Origin of the sequence: Dactylosporangium vinaceum (assembly GCF_019904175.1) — a bacterium.
In the GTDB taxonomy this organism is placed as follows: domain Bacteria; phylum Actinomycetota; class Actinomycetes; order Mycobacteriales; family Micromonosporaceae; genus Dactylosporangium; species Dactylosporangium vinaceum.
On the sequence record NZ_CP061913.1, the window covers coordinates 2573548 to 2593386 of the forward strand.

Annotated in this window: 16 protein-coding genes and 1 pseudogene; 4 read left to right on the forward strand and 13 right to left on the reverse strand. The window is 70.9% G+C overall.

Translation table 11 applies throughout. The annotated features are described in order from the left end of the window. The 11 genes and pseudogenes from Dvina_RS11270 to Dvina_RS11320 all read right to left on the reverse strand — a co-directional run bounded on the left by Dvina_RS11270 (position 1) and on the right by Dvina_RS11320 (position 14228). A complete protein-coding gene (locus Dvina_RS11270; RefSeq protein WP_223102397.1) occupies positions 1 to 867 on the reverse strand; it encodes an ABC transporter permease in 867 nt (288 codons plus the stop codon). Further along, on the reverse strand, positions 851 to 1804 hold the full coding sequence (locus Dvina_RS11275) for an ABC transporter ATP-binding protein (RefSeq protein WP_223102398.1): 954 nt from the start codon (positions 1802 to 1804) through the stop codon (positions 851 to 853). The genes Dvina_RS11270 and Dvina_RS11275 overlap by 17 nt, the downstream gene beginning before the upstream one ends. A 385-nt stretch (positions 1805 to 2189) precedes the next feature. After that, positions 2190 to 3566: an alkaline phosphatase family protein gene (locus Dvina_RS11280; RefSeq protein WP_223102399.1), complete on the reverse strand. Its 1377-nt coding sequence runs from the start codon at positions 3564 to 3566 to the stop codon at positions 2190 to 2192. Positions 3567 to 3984: 418 nt separating this feature from the next. Beyond that, on the reverse strand, positions 3985 to 5145 hold the full coding sequence (gene eboE / locus Dvina_RS11285) for a metabolite traffic protein EboE (RefSeq protein WP_223102400.1): 1161 nt from the start codon (positions 5143 to 5145) through the stop codon (positions 3985 to 3987). 182 nt (positions 5146 to 5327) lie between these two features. Next, positions 5328 to 6167: pseudogene (locus Dvina_RS11290) on the reverse strand (TatD family hydrolase); the annotation flags it as partial. After that, on the reverse strand, positions 6167 to 7009 hold the full coding sequence (locus tag Dvina_RS11295; protein ID WP_223102401.1) for an EboA domain-containing protein: 843 nt from the start codon (positions 7007 to 7009) through the stop codon (positions 6167 to 6169). The gene Dvina_RS11295 and the pseudogene Dvina_RS11290, both read right to left, overlap by 1 nt. Further along, entirely contained in the window at positions 7006 to 7842 is an 837-nt protein-coding gene (locus Dvina_RS11300) for a sugar phosphate isomerase/epimerase family protein (RefSeq protein ID WP_223102402.1), read from the reverse strand. Before Dvina_RS11300 ends, Dvina_RS11295 begins: the two co-directional genes overlap by 4 nt. Further along, complete coding sequence (locus Dvina_RS11305) at positions 7839 to 8762, reverse strand: SCO3242 family prenyltransferase (protein ID WP_343217157.1); 924 nt, start codon at positions 8760 to 8762, stop codon at positions 7839 to 7841. The genes Dvina_RS11300 and Dvina_RS11305 overlap by 4 nt, the downstream gene beginning before the upstream one ends. 128 nt (positions 8763 to 8890) lie before the next feature. After that, positions 8891 to 10024 carry an inositol-3-phosphate synthase gene (locus tag Dvina_RS11310; RefSeq protein ID WP_223102403.1) on the reverse strand — a complete coding sequence of 378 codons (1134 nt, stop codon included), beginning with the start codon at positions 10022 to 10024 and terminating at the stop codon, positions 8891 to 8893. Between the two features lie 609 nt (positions 10025 to 10633). Continuing rightward, on the reverse strand, positions 10634 to 12049 hold the full coding sequence (locus tag Dvina_RS11315) for an MFS transporter (RefSeq protein ID WP_223102404.1): 1416 nt from the start codon (positions 12047 to 12049) through the stop codon (positions 10634 to 10636). A 49-nt stretch (positions 12050 to 12098) separates the two neighbouring features. Then, the gene (locus Dvina_RS11320) at positions 12099 to 14228 is read right to left on the reverse strand and encodes a transglycosylase domain-containing protein (RefSeq protein ID WP_223102405.1); all 2130 of its coding nucleotides are present in this window, start codon (positions 14226 to 14228) and stop codon (positions 12099 to 12101) included. A gap of 126 nt (positions 14229 to 14354) precedes the next feature. On the opposite strand from Dvina_RS11320, the gene Dvina_RS11325 reads away from it, so the two are divergent. From Dvina_RS11325 to Dvina_RS11340, 4 genes are all read left to right on the forward strand, one after another. Further along, complete coding sequence (locus Dvina_RS11325) at positions 14355 to 15434, forward strand: sensor histidine kinase (RefSeq protein WP_223102406.1); 1080 nt, start codon at positions 14355 to 14357, stop codon at positions 15432 to 15434. Further along, positions 15431 to 16093, forward strand: a complete 663-nt coding sequence (locus tag Dvina_RS11330) for a response regulator (protein WP_223102407.1) — start codon at positions 15431 to 15433, stop codon at positions 16091 to 16093. Before Dvina_RS11325 ends, Dvina_RS11330 begins: the two co-directional genes overlap by 4 nt. A 67-nt stretch (positions 16094 to 16160) precedes the next feature. Continuing rightward, on the forward strand, positions 16161 to 16865 hold the full coding sequence (locus Dvina_RS11335) for an ABC transporter ATP-binding protein (RefSeq protein WP_223102408.1): 705 nt from the start codon (positions 16161 to 16163) through the stop codon (positions 16863 to 16865). Further along, positions 16858 to 17634 (forward strand): hypothetical protein, encoded by a 777-nt coding sequence (locus tag Dvina_RS11340; RefSeq protein ID WP_223102409.1) that lies wholly within the window; start codon positions 16858 to 16860, stop codon positions 17632 to 17634. The genes Dvina_RS11335 and Dvina_RS11340 overlap by 8 nt, the downstream gene beginning before the upstream one ends. Positions 17635 to 17758: 124 nt before the next feature. Here the strand turns inward: Dvina_RS11340 and Dvina_RS11345 are convergent, their stop codons facing one another. Together Dvina_RS11345 and Dvina_RS11350 are read right to left on the reverse strand one after the other, a co-directional pair. Next, complete coding sequence (locus Dvina_RS11345; RefSeq protein ID WP_223102410.1) at positions 17759 to 18514, reverse strand: 3-ketoacyl-ACP reductase; 756 nt, start codon at positions 18512 to 18514, stop codon at positions 17759 to 17761. Further along, the gene (locus tag Dvina_RS11350; protein WP_223102411.1) at positions 18511 to 19806 is read right to left on the reverse strand and encodes a glycoside hydrolase family 88 protein; all 1296 of its coding nucleotides are present in this window, start codon (positions 19804 to 19806) and stop codon (positions 18511 to 18513) included. The genes Dvina_RS11345 and Dvina_RS11350 overlap by 4 nt, the downstream gene beginning before the upstream one ends. Between the last annotated feature and the right edge of the window lie 33 nt (positions 19807 to 19839).

The window sequence follows — 19839 nt, forward strand, 5'->3', positions numbered from 1 at the left end:
TCAGGCGGCCACCTTCCGGTAACGCTGGAGCAGGAGCAGGAGCGAGCCGCCGAACAGGACCACGGCCCCGACGCCGTACGCCCAGCCGAGATTGCCGATCGGCATGCCGCCGTTCTCGGGCGCGCCGAACATCCACTGCTCCACGCCCATCATCAGGAACATCGGGTTCACCAGGAACGCCAGGTGCTGGATGGTGTCGTTGCCGAGCGTGGCCAGGATCGCCGCGATCGGCGAGGTGATGAGGAAGACGCCGACAATGAACGCGGCGGCGAACGCGCGCCGGCCCGACAGCGACGCGACGAGCAGCGAGATCGAGCCCAGGATCAGCGCCCGGATCAGCGCGGCGGCGAGGCCGGGGCCGAGGTCGCCGAGCTCGTCCCAGGCGCCGGAGAAGCCGTCCGTGCGGGTGAACACCGCGCCGATGTAGATCAGCAGCTGCGGTACCGCGAGCAGGATGATCACCGCGGTGCCGATGGCGCCGAACTTGGCCAGCGCGTAGTCGGTGCGCGACAGCGGGCGGGAGAAGTACAGCGGCAGCGTGCGGTCGCGCAGATCCCTGGACACCAGCTCCGGGGCGACGATGGCCAGGAACAGCATGACCGGGTAGCTGAGGCCGTCGACGTAGGCGCGGTACGACATCAGGGTCTGCCCGCTGATCGACCGGTAGGCGATGACGACCACCGCGACCAGCAGCACGATGCCGATGATCATCCAGGGGAAGATCTTGGCCTTGGCCCCGCGCCCGATGCCGAACGCCGCGCGGACGCTGTGCTCGTAGAGGGAGCGGTTGGCGTACCAGCGGCCGAGGCGCGGCCCCGTGTATCGCTGGTAGCCGATGTCATGGATGACACTAGTCTGCGGCGCCACGGCCGGCCTCCTGAGCGCTCAGCGCGGGTGCGGTGACGGAGTGGGTCTGGAACAGCTCGGCCACCCGGTGGCGGCGCTGGTCGAGCCGGTGCAGCGGCAGGTCCAGCTCGGCCACGGCGACGAGGATGCGGTCGTACATGTCCTCGCTGTCCAGCGGCACGTTGAGCGCGGCACCGTCGCGGCTGGCCGAGATGCCCAGCTCCGCGAGGCGGGCGGTGAGCTGGTCGACGCCCTCGGACACCTCGACCATGAGCACGTCCCGGCTCGTCGTCATGTCCTCGACCGTCGCCGAGCGCAGCAGCCGGCCGCCGTCGATGGCGATGATCGAGTTGCAGATCCGCTCGACCTCGCCGAGCAGGTGCGAGCACACGACGATGGAGATGCCGAACTCGGTGCCGATCCGGTGGACCAGCTCCAGCATCGCGTCGCGCCCGGCCGGGTCGAGGCCGTTCGTCGGCTCGTCGAGCAGCAGCAGGTCCGGGTCGTGGGCCAGGGCCTGGGCCAGCTTCACCCGCTGCTTCATGCCCGTCGAGTAGCCGCCGATCTGCCGGTACCGCTCCTCGTACAGCCCGACGTGCCGCAGCGCCTCCGATGCACGCTCGCGTGCGGCGGTAGCCGGAAGACCGCTCATTCGCGCAAGGTGCGTGACGAACTCGGCCGCCGACACCTCGCCCGGGAGGCAGTCGTGCTCCGGCATGTACCCGACCCGCGAGCGCACCTGCTCGGCGTGCGTGGTCGGGTCGAGCCCCAGGACGCGAAGCTCGCCGTCGGAGGGCGGCAGGAGACCCAGCATGATCTTGATGAATGTGGACTTTCCGGCGCCATTGGCCCCGACCAGACCGATGATCCCCGGCTCAACGGCCAAGGTCAGCTCCGACAGGGCGGTGACGCCACCCCCGTAGCGCTTCGTCAGCGCCCGCGTCTCGATGAGTGTCACGTCGCCGAGACTACGGACCGTACACCCGCGCGCCTATCCGGAACGCACCTGAAAGCTGTTCCTTAGGGGTGCTACCTGTGATTCCTCTCAGGTTCGTCCATCACTCAGGTCAGGGTTCGTCTCGCCGAGTGCTCACTCACGAAGGTCGACGAGGCGCCGGTCCGCACGCGGTCGCCGCGGTCGCCGCGGTCGCCGCGGTTGCGGCGGTCGCCGCGGTTGCCTTGGTTGCTTGCCCGTTGGTGCACGTTGCTTGCCCGTTGGTGCACGTTGCTTGCACGTCGGTGCGCGTTGTGGACGTGGGTGGGTGTTGGGTCGCCTCGCCGTTGTGCGTGCCGGTCGCGGGTGCGTGGGCGTCGGTGCGCGTTTGGACACCGGGGTGTATCGGTCAGGTGCGCGCATCGCCGGTTGCCGGGGTGAGGTCGGCCAGGTTGAGCAGCAGGCGCTTGACGTCGGTTGCGCGAACGCTCGTCGGGTTGAACGCGGGGTCGTCGCACAGCCACACGGGTCCGTCGGCCGGATCGGTCGGCAGCAGGCCGTGTGAACCCCTGATCGCCCGGGCGCCGGCATCCAGACCGATCGCGCTCATGCGATACCGGAAACCCAGCTTTTTGCGCAGCAACGCCAGTCCGGCCCGCGCCTTGGCCGCACCGGGCCCGGCCGGGTCGAAGAGCAGCTCGGCGGGGTCGTACCCGGGCTTGCGGTGAATCTCGACAAGCTGCGCGAAGTCGGGCGCGCGTTTGTCGTCGAGCCAGTAGTAGTACGTGAACCAGGCGTCCGGCTCGGCCAGCAGGACGAGCTCACCGGCGCGCACATGGCCGAGCCCGTCGCGCACTTCGCTCACCCCGGACAGCGATTCGCACAACTTGCGCACAGCGGGGACGTCGTGCGCGTGCTGCACGTACACGTGCGCGATCTGATGGTCGGCGACCGCGAACGCGCGCGATGTCCACGGGTCCAGGTACTCCATGCCGTCCTGGGTGTGCACGTTCAGCCAGCCCTCGGTGCGCAGAAGGCGGTTGATGTCGACAGGATGCGACACGCTCGTGATGCCGTACTCGGACAGCGCCACGATCGTTCGTCGCTGTTCGCGCGCCGAGTCGAGCAGCGGGCCGAGCACCGCGTCCAGCTCAGCGGCGGCCGCGGCGGCGCGCGGGTCGTCAGGGCCGTAGCGCTGGAGGTCGTAGTCGAGGTGGGGGAGGTACACAAGCGTCAGGTCGGGGTCTTTGCTCTGCATGATGTGCTGCGCGGCGCGCGCGATCCAGGTGCTCGACGGGATGCCCGCGGACGGCCCCCAGTAGGTAAACAGCGGGAACGGGCCGAGCGCATCGTGCAACTCGTCGTGCAGCTCCGGCGGGAACGTGTAGCAGTCCGGCTCCTTGCGCCCGTCCGCGTAGTAGATCGGCCGCGGCGTGACTGTCCAGTCGACGTCGGCGCCCATCGCGTACCACCAGCAGACATTGGCCACCGTGTAGCCCGGCTCGACCCGCCGCGCCGCCTGCCACACCTTCTCGCCGCCGACCAGCGCGTTGTGCTGACGCCACAGGAGCACCTCGCCGAGCTCGCGGAAGTACCACCCGTTGCCGACGATCCCGTGCCCGGCCGGCGTCTCCCCGGTCAGCAACGTCGACTGCACAGAGCAGGTCACGGCCGGCAGCACCGGCTCCAGCGGCACGGCCGACCCCAGCTTCGCCAGGTTGGGCATGTGGGGAAGCAGCCGCGGTGTAAGCCCCACGACATCGAGGACAACGACTTTCCGGCTCACGCCGACACCTCCGCGGACTGTGATGTCGCCCCGCGCCTTTCGAAAGCAGCCGATTCGCCGCGCTCACCGGCGCTCATGGCGACACTCGATGTGGACGAACGGACATGTGCGGACCGGCGCCGTGGGCGAGCTGCGGCAAGCGCTGGAGCTCCGCCCCTGGCCCCACGGTGGGCGAACAGATTGCTGCGTTTCTTACCGTTCATATCGATGGTGGGCGTGCACGTCATATCGATGGAGGGCGCGCACGCAGAAGACGTCATCGAGGTCGAGCGGTCGAAGGCGGCCACGACACCGTTGCAGCGTGCGGCATCGGCCTGAGCCCTGTGCCGCGCCCGTGATGAGCGACCGATCGGTCCTGGCGGCGCCGGCGTGCGTCGCCGTGCCGGCCTACAGCTGCCCCTCGAGGCCGGAGGCTCGCTCATGGCTTCAACCCCAGGTCAAGGAGGGCGTCCCGAGCCCAGGCCAACTCCGCGGCCATGCCGTGCGCGAGGGCACGCGGACCGTCGGGCCGAAGAGCCAAGGGCAAGACATTCCAGGTGTACGTCTCCACCTCGAGGTGGTCGCACACGGCAGTCGGCCCGCCGGTCAGCGCCGCGAGCCCGGCCCGCAGCACGGGAGTGGTCGAGCGCAGCGGCGGCTCGGCTTCCGCGTGCAGCGGCACGTGGTAGTGCACGCGCCACGGCTCGCCGCTCACCGCGGTGTTCATTCGTGCAGCGTCGAGCGCCTCGTCGAGGTCGTCGAACGCATTGCGACACCCGGCGGTGCGCGTCTGGTGCAGAAACCGCGGCTCGGCGTACCGGCGCAGAACCTCCCGCGCACCGGCCGGGTCGGGCACCTCCAGCGCGGCCGAGACCTGCACCTTCACGACGGGCAGCCCGGCCCGGGTCAGGCGCTGCACGGCGACGACCGGGTCCTCCCACTGGCACGCCAGATGCGCGAGGTCGACACAGACGCCCAGGAAACGACTATCGACATTGGCCAAGTGCACGGTCGCCTGCAGCGTGTTCTCGATGATGCAGCCCGGCTCCGGCTCGAACGCCACCCGCACCGTCCGCCCGGTCAGCGCCTCCAGCCCGGCAAGCCCCTGCGCCAGCGCATCGAGAGCCCGCCCGACCCGCGCCACCTGCGGCCCGTCCCACGGCTCCCGCCAACCGAGCGGCAGCGTCGAGATCGACCCGCGCACCGCGTCGTCCGGCAGCAGGTCGACAAGGACCCGAGCCAGATCGAGGGTGTACCGCAGCCGCGCCGGATCAGCCCAGTCGGGCGAGTACACGGCCCGCTTCACGACCGGCGCATGGAACTCGCGATACGGAAACCCGTTGAGCGTCACCACCTCCAGACCGCGCACATCGAGCTCACGGCGCAGCCGTCGCCGCGCAGCCCCGTTGGCGGCGAGCTGCGCAGCCACGCCGGCGCTCAACCACAGCCCGAGCCCGAGCACGTCGGTGTCAAGCCGTGCCCGCATCGGCACCGCGTACGTGTCCATTTGCGCAACGATCCCGGCCAGGTCCTCGGCGGGGTGCACGTTCGTGCAGTACGCCAGGTGCACGATCTGTCCGTCCGGGTGCCGCAGCCGCATCAGTCACCCCCGCGCCGGATCGAGTTGCCCGCGTAGGTATCGCCGCTGCCCAGGCCGTCGGTGTTTGCGGTGCTCGAGATTGCGCGGTTCGGATCTGTGGTGTTCGGATTTGCGGTGTTCCGGTTTGCGGCGTTCGGGATTGCGGTGTTCGTGGTTGCGGCGCTCGGGTGTGCGGCGTTCGGGATTGCGTTGTTCGAGGTTGCGGGGTTCGGGATTGCGGTGTTCGTGGTGAGCAGGTCGAGGCGCTTGGACTGGCCGTAGAACTCGATCGGGTTGCGCCACAGCACGCGGTCGACGTCGTCGGCGGTGAAGCCGCCGGCCAGCATCGCCTCGCCGGTGCGGCGGGTGAGCAGCGGGTCGCTGCGGCCCCAGTCGGCGGCGGAGTTGACGAGCATTCGCTCCAGGCCGTATTCGCGCAGGATGTGCACCATGCGCTCGGGGGTCATCTTCGTGTCCGGGTAGATGGAGAAACCCATCCAGCACCCGGACTCGGCGACCGCGGCCACGGTGACCTCGTTGAGGTGGTCGACGGCCACCCGGCCCGGGTCGATGCCGGATTCGTGCACGACGCTGAGCGTTCGTGCAGTGCCGCGGGCCTTGTCGCGGTGCGGCGTGTGCACGAGCGCCGGCAGTTCGTGTTCGATCGCGAGCGCGAGCTGCGCGGCGAAGACCTCGTCCTCCTCGGGTGTCATCGAGTCGTAGCCGATCTCGCCCACCGCGACCACGCCGTCCTTCTCCAGGTAGCGGGGCAGGATGGCGAGCACCTCCCGGCATCGGGGGTCGTTGGCTTCCTTCGGGTTGAGCGCGATCGTCGCGTGGTGGCTGATGCCGAACTGGCCGGCCCGGAACGGCTCCCACCCGACGAGCGCGTCGAAGTAGTCGGCGAACGAACCGGCGTTCGTGCGCGGCTGCCCCAGCCAGAACGCGGGCTCGACAAGCGCTTTGACCCCGGCCGCGGCCATCCGCTCGTAGTCGTCGGTCGTGCGGGACGTCATGTGGATGTGCGGGTCGAAGATGCGCATCACTGGCCCCTCTCGCGTTGTGGCTGCAGCCGCCCCGGCAGCTCGGCTGCGTCGGTGGTCACAGAGGCCGCGCCGGTGGCCAGGGAATGGTCCGCGACGCAGTGCTCCTCGACGGGGCTGGTGGGCGTCGCTGTCAGTTGCGCATCGCCGCCTTCGGACGCAGTGGCGTCATCTGCCCCGGATGCGCGCTCTGGCGGCCCGGTTGGGTCGGCGCCTTGCGAGCGGTCGGCGGTGCCGTGCTCCTCGGCGCGCCTCATGAACATCGTGGTCAGTCGTTCGAGCAGCTCGGCTGCGTCGGGGGCCAGAGAACGGCCGGCGGCTCGGCGCTCTTCGGCCAGGCCGGCGAGCATCGTGGTGAGCTCCGCGTCGGCGCGTTCATCGAGGTCGGCGATGTCCGGCAAGGCAAGCCCCATGAACACGGCCTTCAGTACTCCCTGGCGCCACGCGGCCGCGTCGAGCACCCGCGCCGCCGGGCCGAGCGCCGCCGCGACGAGCCTTGTGTCGTTGGTGCGCAGGGCGTCGTGCAGGATTGTGCGCATGTCTGTCGCGGACAGGTCGAGCTGCGGCAGCGCACGGAGCACTGCACGTTTCTCGGCCGCGTCGCCGTGGCGGTACAACTGCGGCACGTCGCTCTGGTCCTTGAGACGGAGGAGCAGGAGCACCCTGGCCGCATCGTCGACGCTCCAGCCGGCCGGCTCCGGCAGCATCCAGCGTCCGCAGCGCCGCCCCACCGCCGGGAACAGCCGGACGATCGCGGACGGCTGGCGGGCGACGGTTTCGAGCGCGGTGTCCAGCCAGACGGTGTCGGTCAGCTCGGTTCGCAGGAGGGTTTCGAGGCTCATCGCGCCTCCATTTCGCGCAGGAACGCCAGTGATCGGCGGGCGATTTGCGGTGCGGCGTGGCTGTGGCGGGGCAGCTCGACCGCGACGAGCCCGCCGTAGCCAATCTCGGACAGCGCGCGCAGTACCGGCGGGAAGTCGACCTCGCCGGTGCCGAACTCCAGGTGCTCGTGCACACCGCGGCGCATGTCGTCGATTTGCACGTTGACGATCGAACCGGCGGCCTTTCGCACACACTCGTCGGCCGGAAGCGGCTCCAGGCAACGGCAGTGGCCGATGTCGAGCGTCAGGCCGAAGTGGACAGGCGCGCCGAGGTCGGCCCGCAGCCGCTCCCAGTCCGCGATGGACTCGACGAGCATGCCCGGCTCCGGCTCGAAGCCGAGCGGCATGTCGGCGCCCTCGGCCGCGCCCAGCACCTCGGCGCACCCGCCGACCAGCCGCCGCCACGCCTCGTCGCGGGGCCGGTCGCGGGGTGGGACGCCGGCCCAGAAGCTGACGGCCTCGGCGCCCAGGTCGGTGCCGATGTGCACGGCACGGCGGAGGAACTCCAGGCGCGGCCCGGGCTCGTCGTCAAGCAATGTCGGTGCGTGCTTGTGCCACTTGTCCAGGAGGTATCGTGCGCCCGTCTCGATCACCACGGCCAGCCCGAGGCTGTCCAGGCGGTGAGCGGTCGTGCGCACATGGCGGGAGATGTTGGCGTCGAACGGGTCGAGGTGATGGTGGTCGAGGGTGAGCGCGACCCCCTCGTACCCGAGGTCGGCAATGACGGCGAGCGCGTCGTCGAGGCGGTGGTTGCTGAAACCATTGGTGCCGTACCCGAAGCGCAGCCCGCTCATGTCGGCGACACCTTCCGCGCAAGTCTGCGGGCTAAGGGAGCAGCGGCGGCGACGGCCAGGCCGAGCAGCGGCGCGCCGGCGCGGGCGATGAGCGCACCCTGCAATGCGGGCAGGTGCAGAATGCCCGCCCCGACCGACTTTCGGATGTTCGCTGCGCTCGGTTCGCGCACCGCGTCGAGCTGTGGCCGCCCGTACTGCAGCGCGTACCACCCCGCCAGCCCGGCCGACACCGGCGCCCCGCCGGCCGCCGCCGCCACCGCCGCCGTCCCGGCGAGTGTCCGCTTCGGTAGCCGCGCGGTCGCACCGTCCACTTCGGAACCGGACAACAGGGTCACCGTGTACGTGTGCGCGAACACCGTCGCAGCCGGCCAGACTGCACGTTTCAGGTCACCGCCGCTCGCGCCGAGCAGAACGTTCAGTGCGCGACAGGCGGCCATGACACCCGGATGGCGGGCGCCGAGGTCGTACGCCCACACCGTCGCCGCCAGCGGCACCGCGATATTGAGCGCTTTCCGCCCGCCGGCCAGCCCGGCGCCGACCACGGCCGCGCCGGTCAGCCCGGCGGCGAGGGCGAGCGCGGCCCGTGCCGAGATGCGGCCGGAGGGAATGGGCCGCTCGGGCCGCTCCTTCACGTCGATGTCGCGATCGGCCCAGTCGTTGGCGGCCATGCCGGCCCAGTACAGCAGCACGCTCGCCCCGGCCAGCCCGGCCGTCCGGGGCCGGATGTCGTTGGCTGCCGCCGCTCCGGCGATGACGTCTCCCGGCACGGACAGTGCTGCCGGTGCTCGGACGAGTTCGGTCAGTGCGCGCATGTCCCACCGTCGGGGTCGGACGTTGTTGGCTGCCGTTGTTCGCGCGATGACGTCTCCTGGCGTGGAGAGTGCTGCCGGTGCTCGGACGAGTTTGGTCAGTGCGCGCATGTCCCACCGTCGGGGTCGGACGTTGTTGGCTGCCGCTGCTCCCGCGATGAGGTTGCCCGGCACGGACAGTGCCGCCGGTGCCTGGACGAGTTCGTGCAGTGCGCGCCGGTCCGACCGTCGTGGTCGGTTCATGTCAGGCTCGCGGTGAACTCGGCCAGGGTGTCGAACTGTGCGGCCAGGCCGTGATCGGTGGCGCCGAGCGGATCCTTGAAGAAGAACGCCAGCTCCGGCAGCGGCCCCACCCGGCCGTTGCGGTGTGCGGCGGCGGTCAGCCGGGCCAGGTCGAGCACCAGCGGCGCGGCGAGGGCGGAGTCGCAGCCGTGCCAGGTGAACTCCATGCGCATCGCCGTGCCGAGGAACCCGTTGAACGTGACCAGGTCCCAGGCCGTCTTGAAGTCGCCGAGTCCGGGCACGTACTCGATGCGCGTATTGCCGTCCGGCACATACCCGAGCGTCTCGCCGAGCACCCGCTGCTTGCTTGCCGACTTCGCGGCATTCGCGGCCGGCTCGGCCAGTGTCGCCCCGTCGCCGCCGCCGAGCAGGTTGATGCCTGACCACGAGGTCGCCTGCAGCCTGCGCATGGCGAACATGGGTGCCAGCACCGACTTGACGAGCGTCTCGCCGGTCTTGCCGTCGTGCCCGGCGTACGGCAGACGGTTCGCTGTCGCCAGTTCGTGCAACGCGGGCAGTCGCGCACCCGTCGACGGCGTGAAGTCGACATATGCGCAGCCGGCGCTGAACGCCGCGTACGCCGCGATGGAGCTGGCGGGCAGCGCGAAGTCGGGAAGCGCCATCGCACGCTGCAGCGCCGTGAGCGATTTGTGCGCGGATTGCGCGACTATTGCCGGCTCGGTGGACGCGACGTTGACGACAACGACACGATCGAGTGCGTGTTTCTGCCGGAACGTGTCCATATCTGCACACAGACGCGCGGCGACGGCCTCGGCGGTGTCGCCGGGCGGCATCTGGCGCACGTCATCGTCCACGGCGGACAGTTCACTGTGGAGCGCCGCGACGAGTCGTGCGGGCACGACCCCGGCCGCGGCGAGCGCCTCGGCCCGTTTGACGAGCGCGGTATTGACGACATCGTGGCCGCCGAAGACGAGGTCCCCGTACCCCGGCAGCGCATCGCTCCGCAATCGCGGATGTTCAGTGACGCACCCGACCGGCTCAGTCAACCCGGCCCGTAGTGCAACGGCCCCGACAATGCTGGTGACGGCGACAGAACCGCGCGCGCCAACCAGCCACACACCCGTACGCACGGGCTCCTCCTAGCGGTGAGGAACGTGTCGATTGGGATTCATGGATGGGGCGACATCGCCGAATGTCGCTGGATTGCCAGCGTAGATCGATCGCTACCGTTTCGCTAGAGGTGGTCGAACTTTTGTAGAAAATCAAAGAACTTCTGCGTCTGTACTGCAAAAGCTCACACGCGCGCGCCGAGCCCTCGACAAGCCACTCACGGCGCCGGCGTGCATGGCCCGTCGTGCTGGGTGCATGCCGTCCCGGAGAGAAGGCGCACGTGAGCGGCGGTGTCGTGGCCGCTCCGGGCGATCGGTCCACGGTGACGATGTCGCCGGTCGACCGCATCCGGCAGGCAGGTGCTCAGGCGGACCGCAACCACACGCCGGCGACCGGCAGTGTATCGGCGCGGGGACGGTCGGGCCGCGGGTCAACGTGACAAGGACCCAGCGACGTGTCCGTGCGGGGTGGCCCAGCGGCGTGTCTGCCGATGGTGACCGCGGTGCTGATGGTGACTGCGGTGCCGATAATGAGCGCGGTGCCGAGCGTGACAGTGGTGCCGATGGTGACCGCGGTGCCAGTAAGGCTGCGGCGGGTGGGTGGCTGAGTGGTTGGGGCTCGGGGGTGGTTCAGAGTTGGCCGGTTCGGGAGTTGGCGGCGGGAGCCGGGTCGCTTGTGGCTCGGGCCTGTAGCAAGGCGTGGACCTCGGCTATGTCGGCTGGTGAGGTGCGGGCGGCCAGCCAGTACATGATGCCGGTGGGGATGAAGAAGACCTGGAATGCGGCCAGGCCGATGGCCAGGTTCGCCGGTGGGGGGAAGCTTCTGGCCAGCGCGGCGAAGACCACGCCGACCAGGCCGTTGCCGGCGGCGCGGCCCACGCCGTTGACCAGGTTGCCCAGGGAGTAGACGGTGCCGCGGTGCTCGGGTGGGTTGACGTCGGCGATCAGGGCGAACCAGTTCGGCGCGTTCGCTGAGGTGAGGGCGAGTGCGACGAGCGCCAGCAGGAACGCGCCGAGCAGGGACGGCGATGTGAAGAGGCTGCCGAGCACGATCTCGATCGCCGGTTTGTGCTGTGGTGCCGGGAGGCTCACCGGGGCGAAGAACAGCAGGACGTACAGCGGAATCCCGGCCAGGATCCCGACGGCGGCGACCTTGGCTCGGCCGCCCTTGTCCTTGCGTTGCCGGCGGTCGCCGATCAGGCCGCCGACGATCGAGAGCACGCCGCCGAGCTGGAACAGCGTGGCCAGGAGGCCGCCGACGGCTATCGCGGTCTGCTCGTCGTAGCCCTGGGCCTGGGCGCGGGCCTGGAACAGCCGCGGCAGCCAGACCAGGGAGCCGAACGCGGCCTGGGCGGTGAGGCCCTGCAGGATCAGCCAGACGTTCGTCCGGCGGGCGGCGATGCGGGGCAGGTCGTCAGTGGAGATGCGGTGCTCGTACTCCTCGCCGGCCGCGAACACCGCCGCGAGGTCCGGTTCGCTCTGGCCGCGGCGGATGTCGGCGGTGGTGAAGTACGCGGCGGACGCGGCCACGCCCAGCGCGGCCAGCACCCAGAACGGGGTCTTCCAGTCCCGGCCGCCGAGCTGGCTGGCGATGAGCACCCCGGCCAGCGTGCCGACGCCCTGGGACAGGCCCCACAGGCTCATGACGAGGCCGCGCCGCTTCGGCGAGATCAGGTCGCTGACCACCGAGAACCCGACGGAGCCGACCGCCCCGAGCCCGACGGCGGCGAGGAGCTGGGTGGCGAAGAAGGTCCAGTACCCGTCGGCGAGCGCGCTGCCCCCGGTCCCGGCGGCCCAGATCAGCGTCCCGATCATGAGGACGGGCTTGCGGTCGGTGCGGTCGCCGGCGTAGGCCCACAGGACCGCGGCGACCGCCGTCACCAGGTAGCTGATCGCGGTGACGACCCCGAGCGCCCCCTCGCCGACCCCGAGCGCCCGGCTGATCGGCGAGTAGAGCGGCGGCACGAGCCCGATCGCCACGTTATCGAGCGAGGCCAGGATGATGAACACGACCACGCTGTAGACCCGGTGCACCGTCACACCCAATCATCGCCTGTCGCCGCGGGTGCGGGCAGGTGGGGAGGGGGCCGGGGCGTCAGTTGCCGAACGCCCTCTGGTGGCTCGGTGGGGTGAACTGGACGACCGGCTGACCCTGGAGGGCGGCCTTCAGGGTGTAGGCGACCGCGTTGTTGATGACCGGGTGCGACATCGTCTTGTTGATCTGGGGGTTGTCCGGGTCGGTGAGGATGCCGGCCACCGCGAGCTGCTTCGTCATCGCCACGAACGTGGCGCTCTTGCCGCTGTCGGTCGTGCCGGTCTTCCCGGCGACCGGGCGGCCGACGTCGCCGCGGACGCCTGTCGCGGTGCCGGAGGGCGGGCAGTTGTTGAAGGCGGACTGGTCGCCGACGGGGCAGCGGGCCATGTCGACGGCGGCGCGGGCGATGTCCGGGTCGACCACCTGCTTGCACTGCGGCTGGCCCGTATCGATCTTGTTGCCGGAGAGGTCACGGATCTCCGTGATCGGCGTCGGGGCGCAGTACTTGCCGTCGGCGGCCAGTGTCGCGTAGGCGCCGGCCAGGTCCAGCGGCGTGGTGTCCGAGACGCCGAGCGTGAACGCGCCCCAGGTCTTGGCGTCCTTGGCCAGGCCGACGTCGACCGAGGAGCGGAACTGGATGCCCAGCCGCTTGGCCACGTCGACGACGTGGTCGGCGCCGACGCGCTGCTCGAGGGGCACGAAGTAGGTGTTCAGCGACATGCCGAAGCCCTGCCACATGTTGAACACGCCTGTCGGGTCGCCCTCGGAGTTCTTCGGACAGTAGTGCGGGCCGTTGCAGGCCGCCGGGCTGCTCGCGCTGATCGGGTAGTCGGACACGAACTGGGCCTGGACGTCCTCCTGGTGGGCCAGCGGGAGCCCGGACTCCATCGCCGCGACGGCGGTGAAGATCTTGAACGAGGAGCCGGCCTGGTAGCCGGGCACGTCCGGGCCGCCGGTGATGAACGGCACCGTCGTGTTCGGATAGTTGCCCTTCTGCCCCTTGCGGTCCGGGTTGGTGCTGGTGCCGTTCTGTGACTGGTCATTGCTGAAGTTGCGGTTGGTGGCCAGCGCCTGGACCCGCCCGGTGCCCGGCTCGACCGCGGCGACCATCACGGCCTCGGAGTTGCCCATGCCCACGTTCGCGGAGCCGACGTCGGGCTGGTTCTTGGCGTACTTGAACGCCGCCGCCTGCGTCTGCACGTTGAGCGAGCTGATGATCGTGTAGCCGCCCGAGCGCAGCTTGTTCTCCCGGTCGTACGCGTCCGCGCCGAACGCCGGCTGCTCGTCCCACCAGCGCCGCAGGTAGTCGCACAGGAACCCGGCGCCGAGATCGGCCCGCTGGACCTGCTCGCAGCCCTCCGGCGTGCGCTGGCCGACGATCGTGAGCTTCTGCGCCTTGGCCTCGTCGCGCTGCTGCGGGGTGATGTACTTCATCAGGACCATCTGGTCGAGCACGTACCCCTCGCGCGCGATCGCCTTCGGCAGCCCGTCAGCCGTCGCCGGGTCGTTCGTCGACGGCGCCTTCACCAGGCCCGCCAGCAGCGCCGACTCGGCAAGCGTGAGATCCTTCGGGTCCTTGCCGAAGTACACGTGCGCCGCCGCGTAGATCCCGTAGGTCCCGTGGCCGAATGTCGAGATGTTCAGGTACCCCTGCAGGATCTGCTGCTTCGAAAGCTTCTTCTCCAGCGCCATCGCGAGCTTCATCTCTTTGAGCTTGCGGGTCGGCGTCTTGGCCGTCGCGTCGACGACCTCCTGCGGGGTCTTGGCCGAGTAGGCGATCACCTGCCGCACGTACTGCATCGTCAGGGTCGAGGCGCCCTGCTGGTCGCCACCCTCCTGGTTGTTCACGAACGCCCGGGCGACGCCCTTGAGGTCCACGCCCCGGTGCTCGTAGAACCGGTTGTCCTCGGCCGCCACCATCGCCTGCGTCATCACCGGCGCCACGTCGGCGATCGCCACGTCCCGCCGGTTCTCGTCGTACATCATGGCCAGGAGCGTCTTGGCGTCACTGGCGTAGATGTAGGAGATCTGCGGCGACGGGAGCACGTCGAGGTCGGTCGGCAGATCCTCGAACGTGTCGGCCCCCGACTTCACGGCCAGCCCGGAGAAGGCCAGCCCGGGGAACGCGGCCGCGGCCACCACCACTCCGGCGAACAATCCGCTGAGCAACAACGACGCGACGGCCTTCAAGGCAACATTGGGACGCAAACGCACCCTGCAAGCGTTACCCCACCCGGCGGCCGGCGACACGTGAAAAATGACACCGGATCGCCTGACAACCGAATTGGCACTCTGACGTGAGGAGGATGTTCATCGGTGAACGGCCGCCGCCTGCTGCGCTGCGTGCCATTGGCCGCAATAATTTCCCTGCTGGCCGCGCTGCAAACCCGCGCCTGGGCAATGCCGTGGCCGCTCACGCTGGCGGTCGCGCTCGCGCTGGGCGCCGCCGCGCTGATCCGCCACCGCCCGGCCGCCGTCGCCGTGGCGGCCGCCGCGCTCACCGCGTGCACCTACGCCGGCTACGGTCAGGGCCGGCTCGGCTGGCCCTGGCCGGCCGTCGGCTGCGCCGAACTGCTGATCCTGCTGTACCGCCAGAGCGCCCGCACCCGGCGCCGCGACGCCCTCGCGGCCGGCGTCCTGATCCCGCTCGCGATGCTGGTCCCGGCCGCGTGGACCGTCCCGCTGCCGTGGGGCCTGATCCTCCTCACGACCACCGCAACGCTCGTCGCGCTCTGGCTGGGCGACAGCGCCCGGACCCGCCGGGAGGCCCAGACGCGCCTGCGGCAGGAGAGCGCCCGCCTGGCTGTACTGCAGGAGCGCGCCCGGATCGCGAGAGACCTCCACGACGTGGTCGCCCACCACCTGTCCCTCATCGCACTGGAGTCCCAGGCCGCGCCGCTGCGCACCCCGGCGCTCCCGCCGGCCGCCACCGAGTCCTTCGCGCAGGTGCACCGCCTGGCGCGGGCGGGCCTGGTGGAAATGCGATCGCTGCTGCGGCTCCTGCGCTCCCGGAATCCGGACCTGCCCGCCTTGATCGCGCAATTCCAGGCGGCCGGCGCGGTAATCACCTGCACCGCGGACGCGGCCTTAGACCACCTTCCGGAAGTTGTCCAGCTGACCGCGTACCGAATCGTTCAGGAATCTCTCAGCAATGCCACCAGACACGCGCCTGGCGCTCCCATTCAACTCGCGATCACGCAATTGTCGGGTCGCGTACGGCTGACCGTCAGCAACGCTGTTCCCGCAATGTCGGACATGTCGGAAAAGACGGAGGGGCTGGGGCTTGTCGGCATGCGGGAGCGGGTGGCGGCCCTGGGCGGCACCCTGGTCGCCGGGTCCTCGCCGGAGGGCTTCATCGTGGAGGCCGAGCTGCCGACCGACGGGGGAGTGACGTGATCCGGGTGCTCATCGCCGACGACCAGCCCATCGCCCGGCAGGGCCTGGCCACGCTCCTGACCACCGCACCCGACATCGAGGTCGTGGGCCTGGCCGCCGACGGCCGGTCCGCGGTCGCGGCGGTCGCCGGCCTGCACCCGGACGTCGTGGTCATGGACGTCCGCATGCCGGTGCTCGACGGCATCGCCGCCACCGCCGAGATCACCGCGGCCGGCCCGGCCAGGGTGCTGGTGCTCACGACGTTCGACGTGGACGAGTACGTGTACGACGCCCTCCTGGCCGGGGCCAGCGGCTTCCTGCTCAAGGACTGCGACGCCGCCGAGCTGGTGCGGGCCGTCCGGGTCATCGCCGCCGGCGACGCCCTCCTCGCCCCGGCGGTGACCCGGCGCCTGCTGGCCGACTTCCAGCGGGCCCGCCCGCCGCGGCCGATCGCGGCGGCGACCTCCCGCCTGGCCACCCTCACACCGCGCGAGCGCGAGGTCCTGGCGGAGGTCGCCCGCGGCCTCGCCAACGCCGAGATCGCCGAGCGCCTGCACGTGGCCGAGGAGACGGTGAAGACCCACGTGGGCCGGGTGCTGCACAAGCTCGGCCTGCGCGACCGCGCGCAGGCCATCGTCGTCGCGTACGAGACCCGGCTGGTGACACCGCCTGGCTCCTGAGAGCTACGGGGAAAGCCACCTCCGGGCGGGACGACCGCGCGCCCGCGCGGGCCTAGCGTCGGCGGGCATGGCGAACATCGCAATCCGCGGCCTGACCAAGCGGTTCGGCCCCGTCACCGCCGTCGACCGGCTCGACGCCGACGTACGCGAGGGCGCGGTCACCGGCCTCCTCGGCCCGAACGCGGCCGGCAAGACGACAACGCTGCGCATGCTGCTCGGGCTGATACGCCCGGATGCGGGCGCGGCCACGATCGGCGGGGTGCGGTACCACCGCATGGAACGTCCGTCCTTGACCGTCGGCGCCGCGCTGGACGGCGCCCAGCCGCATCCCGGCCGCACCGGCCGCGCCCACCTGCGCATCCTCGCCGCCGCGGCCGGCCTGCCACGCACCCGCGCCGATGACGTGCTGGACACCGTCGGCCTGACCGCCGCCGCCGGCCGCCGCGCCGGCACGTACTCCCTCGGCCAGCGCCAGCGCCTGGCCCTCGCCGCCGCCCTGCTCGGCGACCCGCCGGTCCTCATCCTCGACGAGCCGGCGAACGGCCTCGACCCGGCCGGCATCCGCTGGCTCCGCGACCTCCTCCGCGCCCGCGCCGCCGAGGGCCACACGGTCCTCGTCTCCAGCCACCAGCTCTCCGAACTCGCCCGCACGGCCGACGAGGTGATCATCATGGCGGCCGGCACGGTGCGCGGCCAGTTGCCGACGGCCGATCTGACCGCCCACAAGCTCGAGGTGTTGTACCTGCGGATGACCGGCGAGCACGATGTGTGAGCTGATCCGGGCCGAGTCGCTCAAGCTGCGCGCCACCCGTTCGACGGGCGGGCTGGTGGCCGGGCTGGCCGTGCTCGAGGTGCTGACCGTGCTCCTGCCGCTGGCCCTGGCCCCGCTGCACGGCGGGCGGTTCGCGCTGGCCGGCGACTTCGCTCAGCGCACGCTCGCCTGCGCCGGCGGGACCGCGGCCGGCCTGGTCGCGATCGTGCTGGGCGTGCTGGGGATGGCGGGGGAGTACCGGCACCGGACGCTGACGCCGACGCTGCTCGTCACGCCGGACCGGACCCGGCTGCTCGCCGCGAAGGCCTGCGTCGCCGCGGTCGCCGGCGGGCTGCTCGGCGCGGGCGCCGCCGCGGTCTCGCTGGCCGCCGTCGCGCTCGGGGTGCCGCTGCGGGGTGCGCCGCTCGTGCTCGCGGGCGGGGACGTGGCGGCGATCGCGGTGGGCGGGGTGCTGTACCCGGCGCTGGCCGCGCTGCTCGGGCTCGGCATCGGCGCGGTCGTGCGCGACCCGGTCGTCGCCGTGTCCGGAATACTGGCGCTGTTCTTCGTCGTCGAGACCGTGCTCACCGCGGTCGCGCCCGGGCCGGCGCGGTGGCTGCCCGGGCAGGCCGGTTCGGCGCTGGCCTTCCCGGCGGGCCCGGCCGCCGAGGGCGGTCCCCTCGGCGGCCACGTGCTCGACCAGGCGACGGGCGGGCTGACGCTCGCGGGCTACGTGGCCGCGGTCGGCGTCGCCGCACTGCTGGTGACCCGCCGCCGGGACATCACCTGAGCGCGTTGCCGGAAGTCCTGTCCGCTGGGCCGACTCAGACGGCCGGGCCGTCGGGCGACAGCCGCCGGGGTTACGGACAGGGCTTCTGAGCAGGCGCTCAGCGCACGTCCCCGGACCGGGCGCCCTACAGGATCTTCAGGTGGAAGCCGCCGTCGACGTCGATGACCTGGCCGGTGGAGAACGGGAGCAGGTCGCCGGCGATCGCGACCACCGCCTTGCCAACGTCCTCGGGGGTGCCCCAGCGGCGGATCGGGGTGACGCCCTCGTCGAGGATCAGGCGGTCGTACTTCTCCTTGACCCCGCCGGTCATGTCGGTCGCGATGATGCCGGGCCGGACCTCGTACACGTTGATGCCGTGCTCGGCCAGCCGCGCGGCGTACAGCTTGGTGAGCATGGACAGGCCGGACTTGGTGATGCAGTAGTCGCCGCGGTTCGTGCTCGCCGTGTACGCGCTCATCGACGAGATCGTGACGATCCGGCCCGCGGTGCCCGCGCTGATCATGCGGTTGGCGACCAGCTGGGTGAGGAAGTACGGCCCCTTGAGGTTGATCGAGACGAGCCGGTCGAACGACTCCTCCCCGGCCTCCAGGATGTCCGCCCGCACCGACGGCGCGACACCGGCGTTGTTCACGAGCAGCCCGATGTCCCCGAACGCCCGGTACGCCTCCTCCACGAGCCGGTGGCGGTCCTGCGAATCGGCTACGTCTGCGCGTACGACAGCTGCCTTGGCTCCGGCCTTTTCGACATCGGCCGCCACCTCCTCGGCCGCCGCCGCGTTGCTCGCGTAGTTGACCACGACGTCCCAGCCGGCCCCGGCCAGGGCGAGCGCGATGCCGCGGCCGATCCCGCGCGACGCTCCGGTGACGATGGCGGCGCTCATGCCACGCCGCCGAAGAAGGTGTAGTACGGGCCGCTGTCCAGGCGCAGGAGGTACAGGCCCAGCTCGCGGAGGTGGTAGTCGCCCCACATGCTCGACTCCCCGTTCGGGACCTGCTGGCCCTCGTGGATCTGGTCCCAGCCGTTGGGGCGGTGGTAGACCGAGTGCAGCAGGAGCCCCTGGTGGCTCGGGTCGGTCGCGAGGTACGGCTCCTGGAGCAGTGCCCGGGCGACCGTGAGGCCGGCCTGGGTGTACCGCTGGTCGCCGAGCGCGTGGCCCAGGCGCAGGAGGCCCTGCGCACCGATGGCCGCGGCGCTGGAGTCGACCGGCTCGTGGGCGTTGTACGGGTCGGCGGGGGCGTCGAGGTCGAGGTGGTGCAGCCCCGGGGCGCCGGTGTCCCAGTACGGCACGCCGTCGGCGGGGGAGGAGTCGATGTAGAAGTCGCAGGTCGCCTGCGCGGCCTCCCGGAACGTCTCGTCGTCCTCGAACTCGAGCAGCTCCGCGAAGCCCAGCATCGCCCAGGCCAGCCCGCGGGTCCAGGTGGAGAAGGGGGAGTACCCCTGCTGCGTGGACGGCGCCCGGAAGCGCCCGTCGTTGGTGTTGAACAGCGCCTCGTGGACGGTGCGGCCGCGCACGTCGTAGGCGTCCCGTCCGGTGCCGTAGAAGACGTTGTACCGGGCGGTGTTGGCCGCGTGCTGGCGCATCCGCTCGCGCAGGTCGATCTTCTCGTCGTGCTCGCCCATGAGCACGTGGCCGAGCCGGTGCGCGACGGCGAGGGAGCGGCACGAGCGGATCGTGTCGACGAAGAGGGACTGGGGGCCGTTGAAGCTGTAGATGTACCCGGTACCGTCCTCGATCTTCTGCCACCGAGCCGCCTGCACCGCCCCCGATACCTTGAGCGCGAGCTCGGCCGCGACCTGCTCGGCCGGCTCGATCCGGCCCTCTTTGATCAGCCTGAGGACGGCCCCGTAGGTGCTGACGTTGTTGAACCCGTGGTCGTGTACCCCGATGTGGCTGACGTGCGGCGCCATGACCTTCCTGGTCTGCTCCAGCCCGAGCTCCCTGAACCGCTCGTCGCCGGTGGCATCGAACTGCAGCAGCGCCGAGCCGACCTGGAACCCCTGCGTCCACTCGGTCCACCCCCGCGCGGTGTACCGCCCGTCGACCGTGAACACCGGCGAGCCGTCCGTGCCGTAGGGGTCGAGCGCCAGGATCTTCCCGGCGGAGAGCTCGAACATCCGCTCAACGTCGCCGAGGAGATCCTTGGAGCTGAGTGCATAGTCGATCCGCAACATGCTTCCGCATGCTACTCAGGAAAGCCCTTTCCT

Bases quoted from the DNA above. Each gene is read 5' to 3' on its own strand.
- Dvina_RS11340 (WP_223102409.1), top strand. From the start codon at position 16,858: ATGTGTGAGCTGATCCGGGCCGAGTCGCTCAAGCTGCGCGCCACCCGT.
- Dvina_RS11345 (WP_223102410.1), bottom strand. From the start codon at position 18,514: ATGAGCGCCGCCATCGTCACCGGAGCGTCGCGCGGGATCGGCCGCGGC.
- Dvina_RS11305 (WP_343217157.1), bottom strand. From the start codon at position 8,762: ATGCGCGCACTGACCAAACTCGTCCGAGCACCGGCAGCACTCTCCACG.
- eboE (WP_223102400.1), bottom strand. From the start codon at position 5,145: ATGCGGCTGCGGCACCCGGACGGACAGATCGTGCACCTGGCGTACTGC.
- Dvina_RS11300 (WP_223102402.1), bottom strand. From the start codon at position 7,842: ATGAGCGGGCTGCGCTTCGGGTACGGCACCAATGGTTTCAGCAACCAC.
- Dvina_RS11295 (WP_223102401.1), bottom strand. From the start codon at position 7,009: ATGAGCCTCGAAACCCTCCTGCGAACCGAGCTGACCGACACCGTCTGG.
- Dvina_RS11335 (WP_223102408.1), top strand. From the start codon at position 16,161: ATGGCGAACATCGCAATCCGCGGCCTGACCAAGCGGTTCGGCCCCGTC.
- Dvina_RS11350 (WP_223102411.1), bottom strand. From the start codon at position 19,806: ATGTTGCGGATCGACTATGCACTCAGCTCCAAGGATCTCCTCGGCGAC.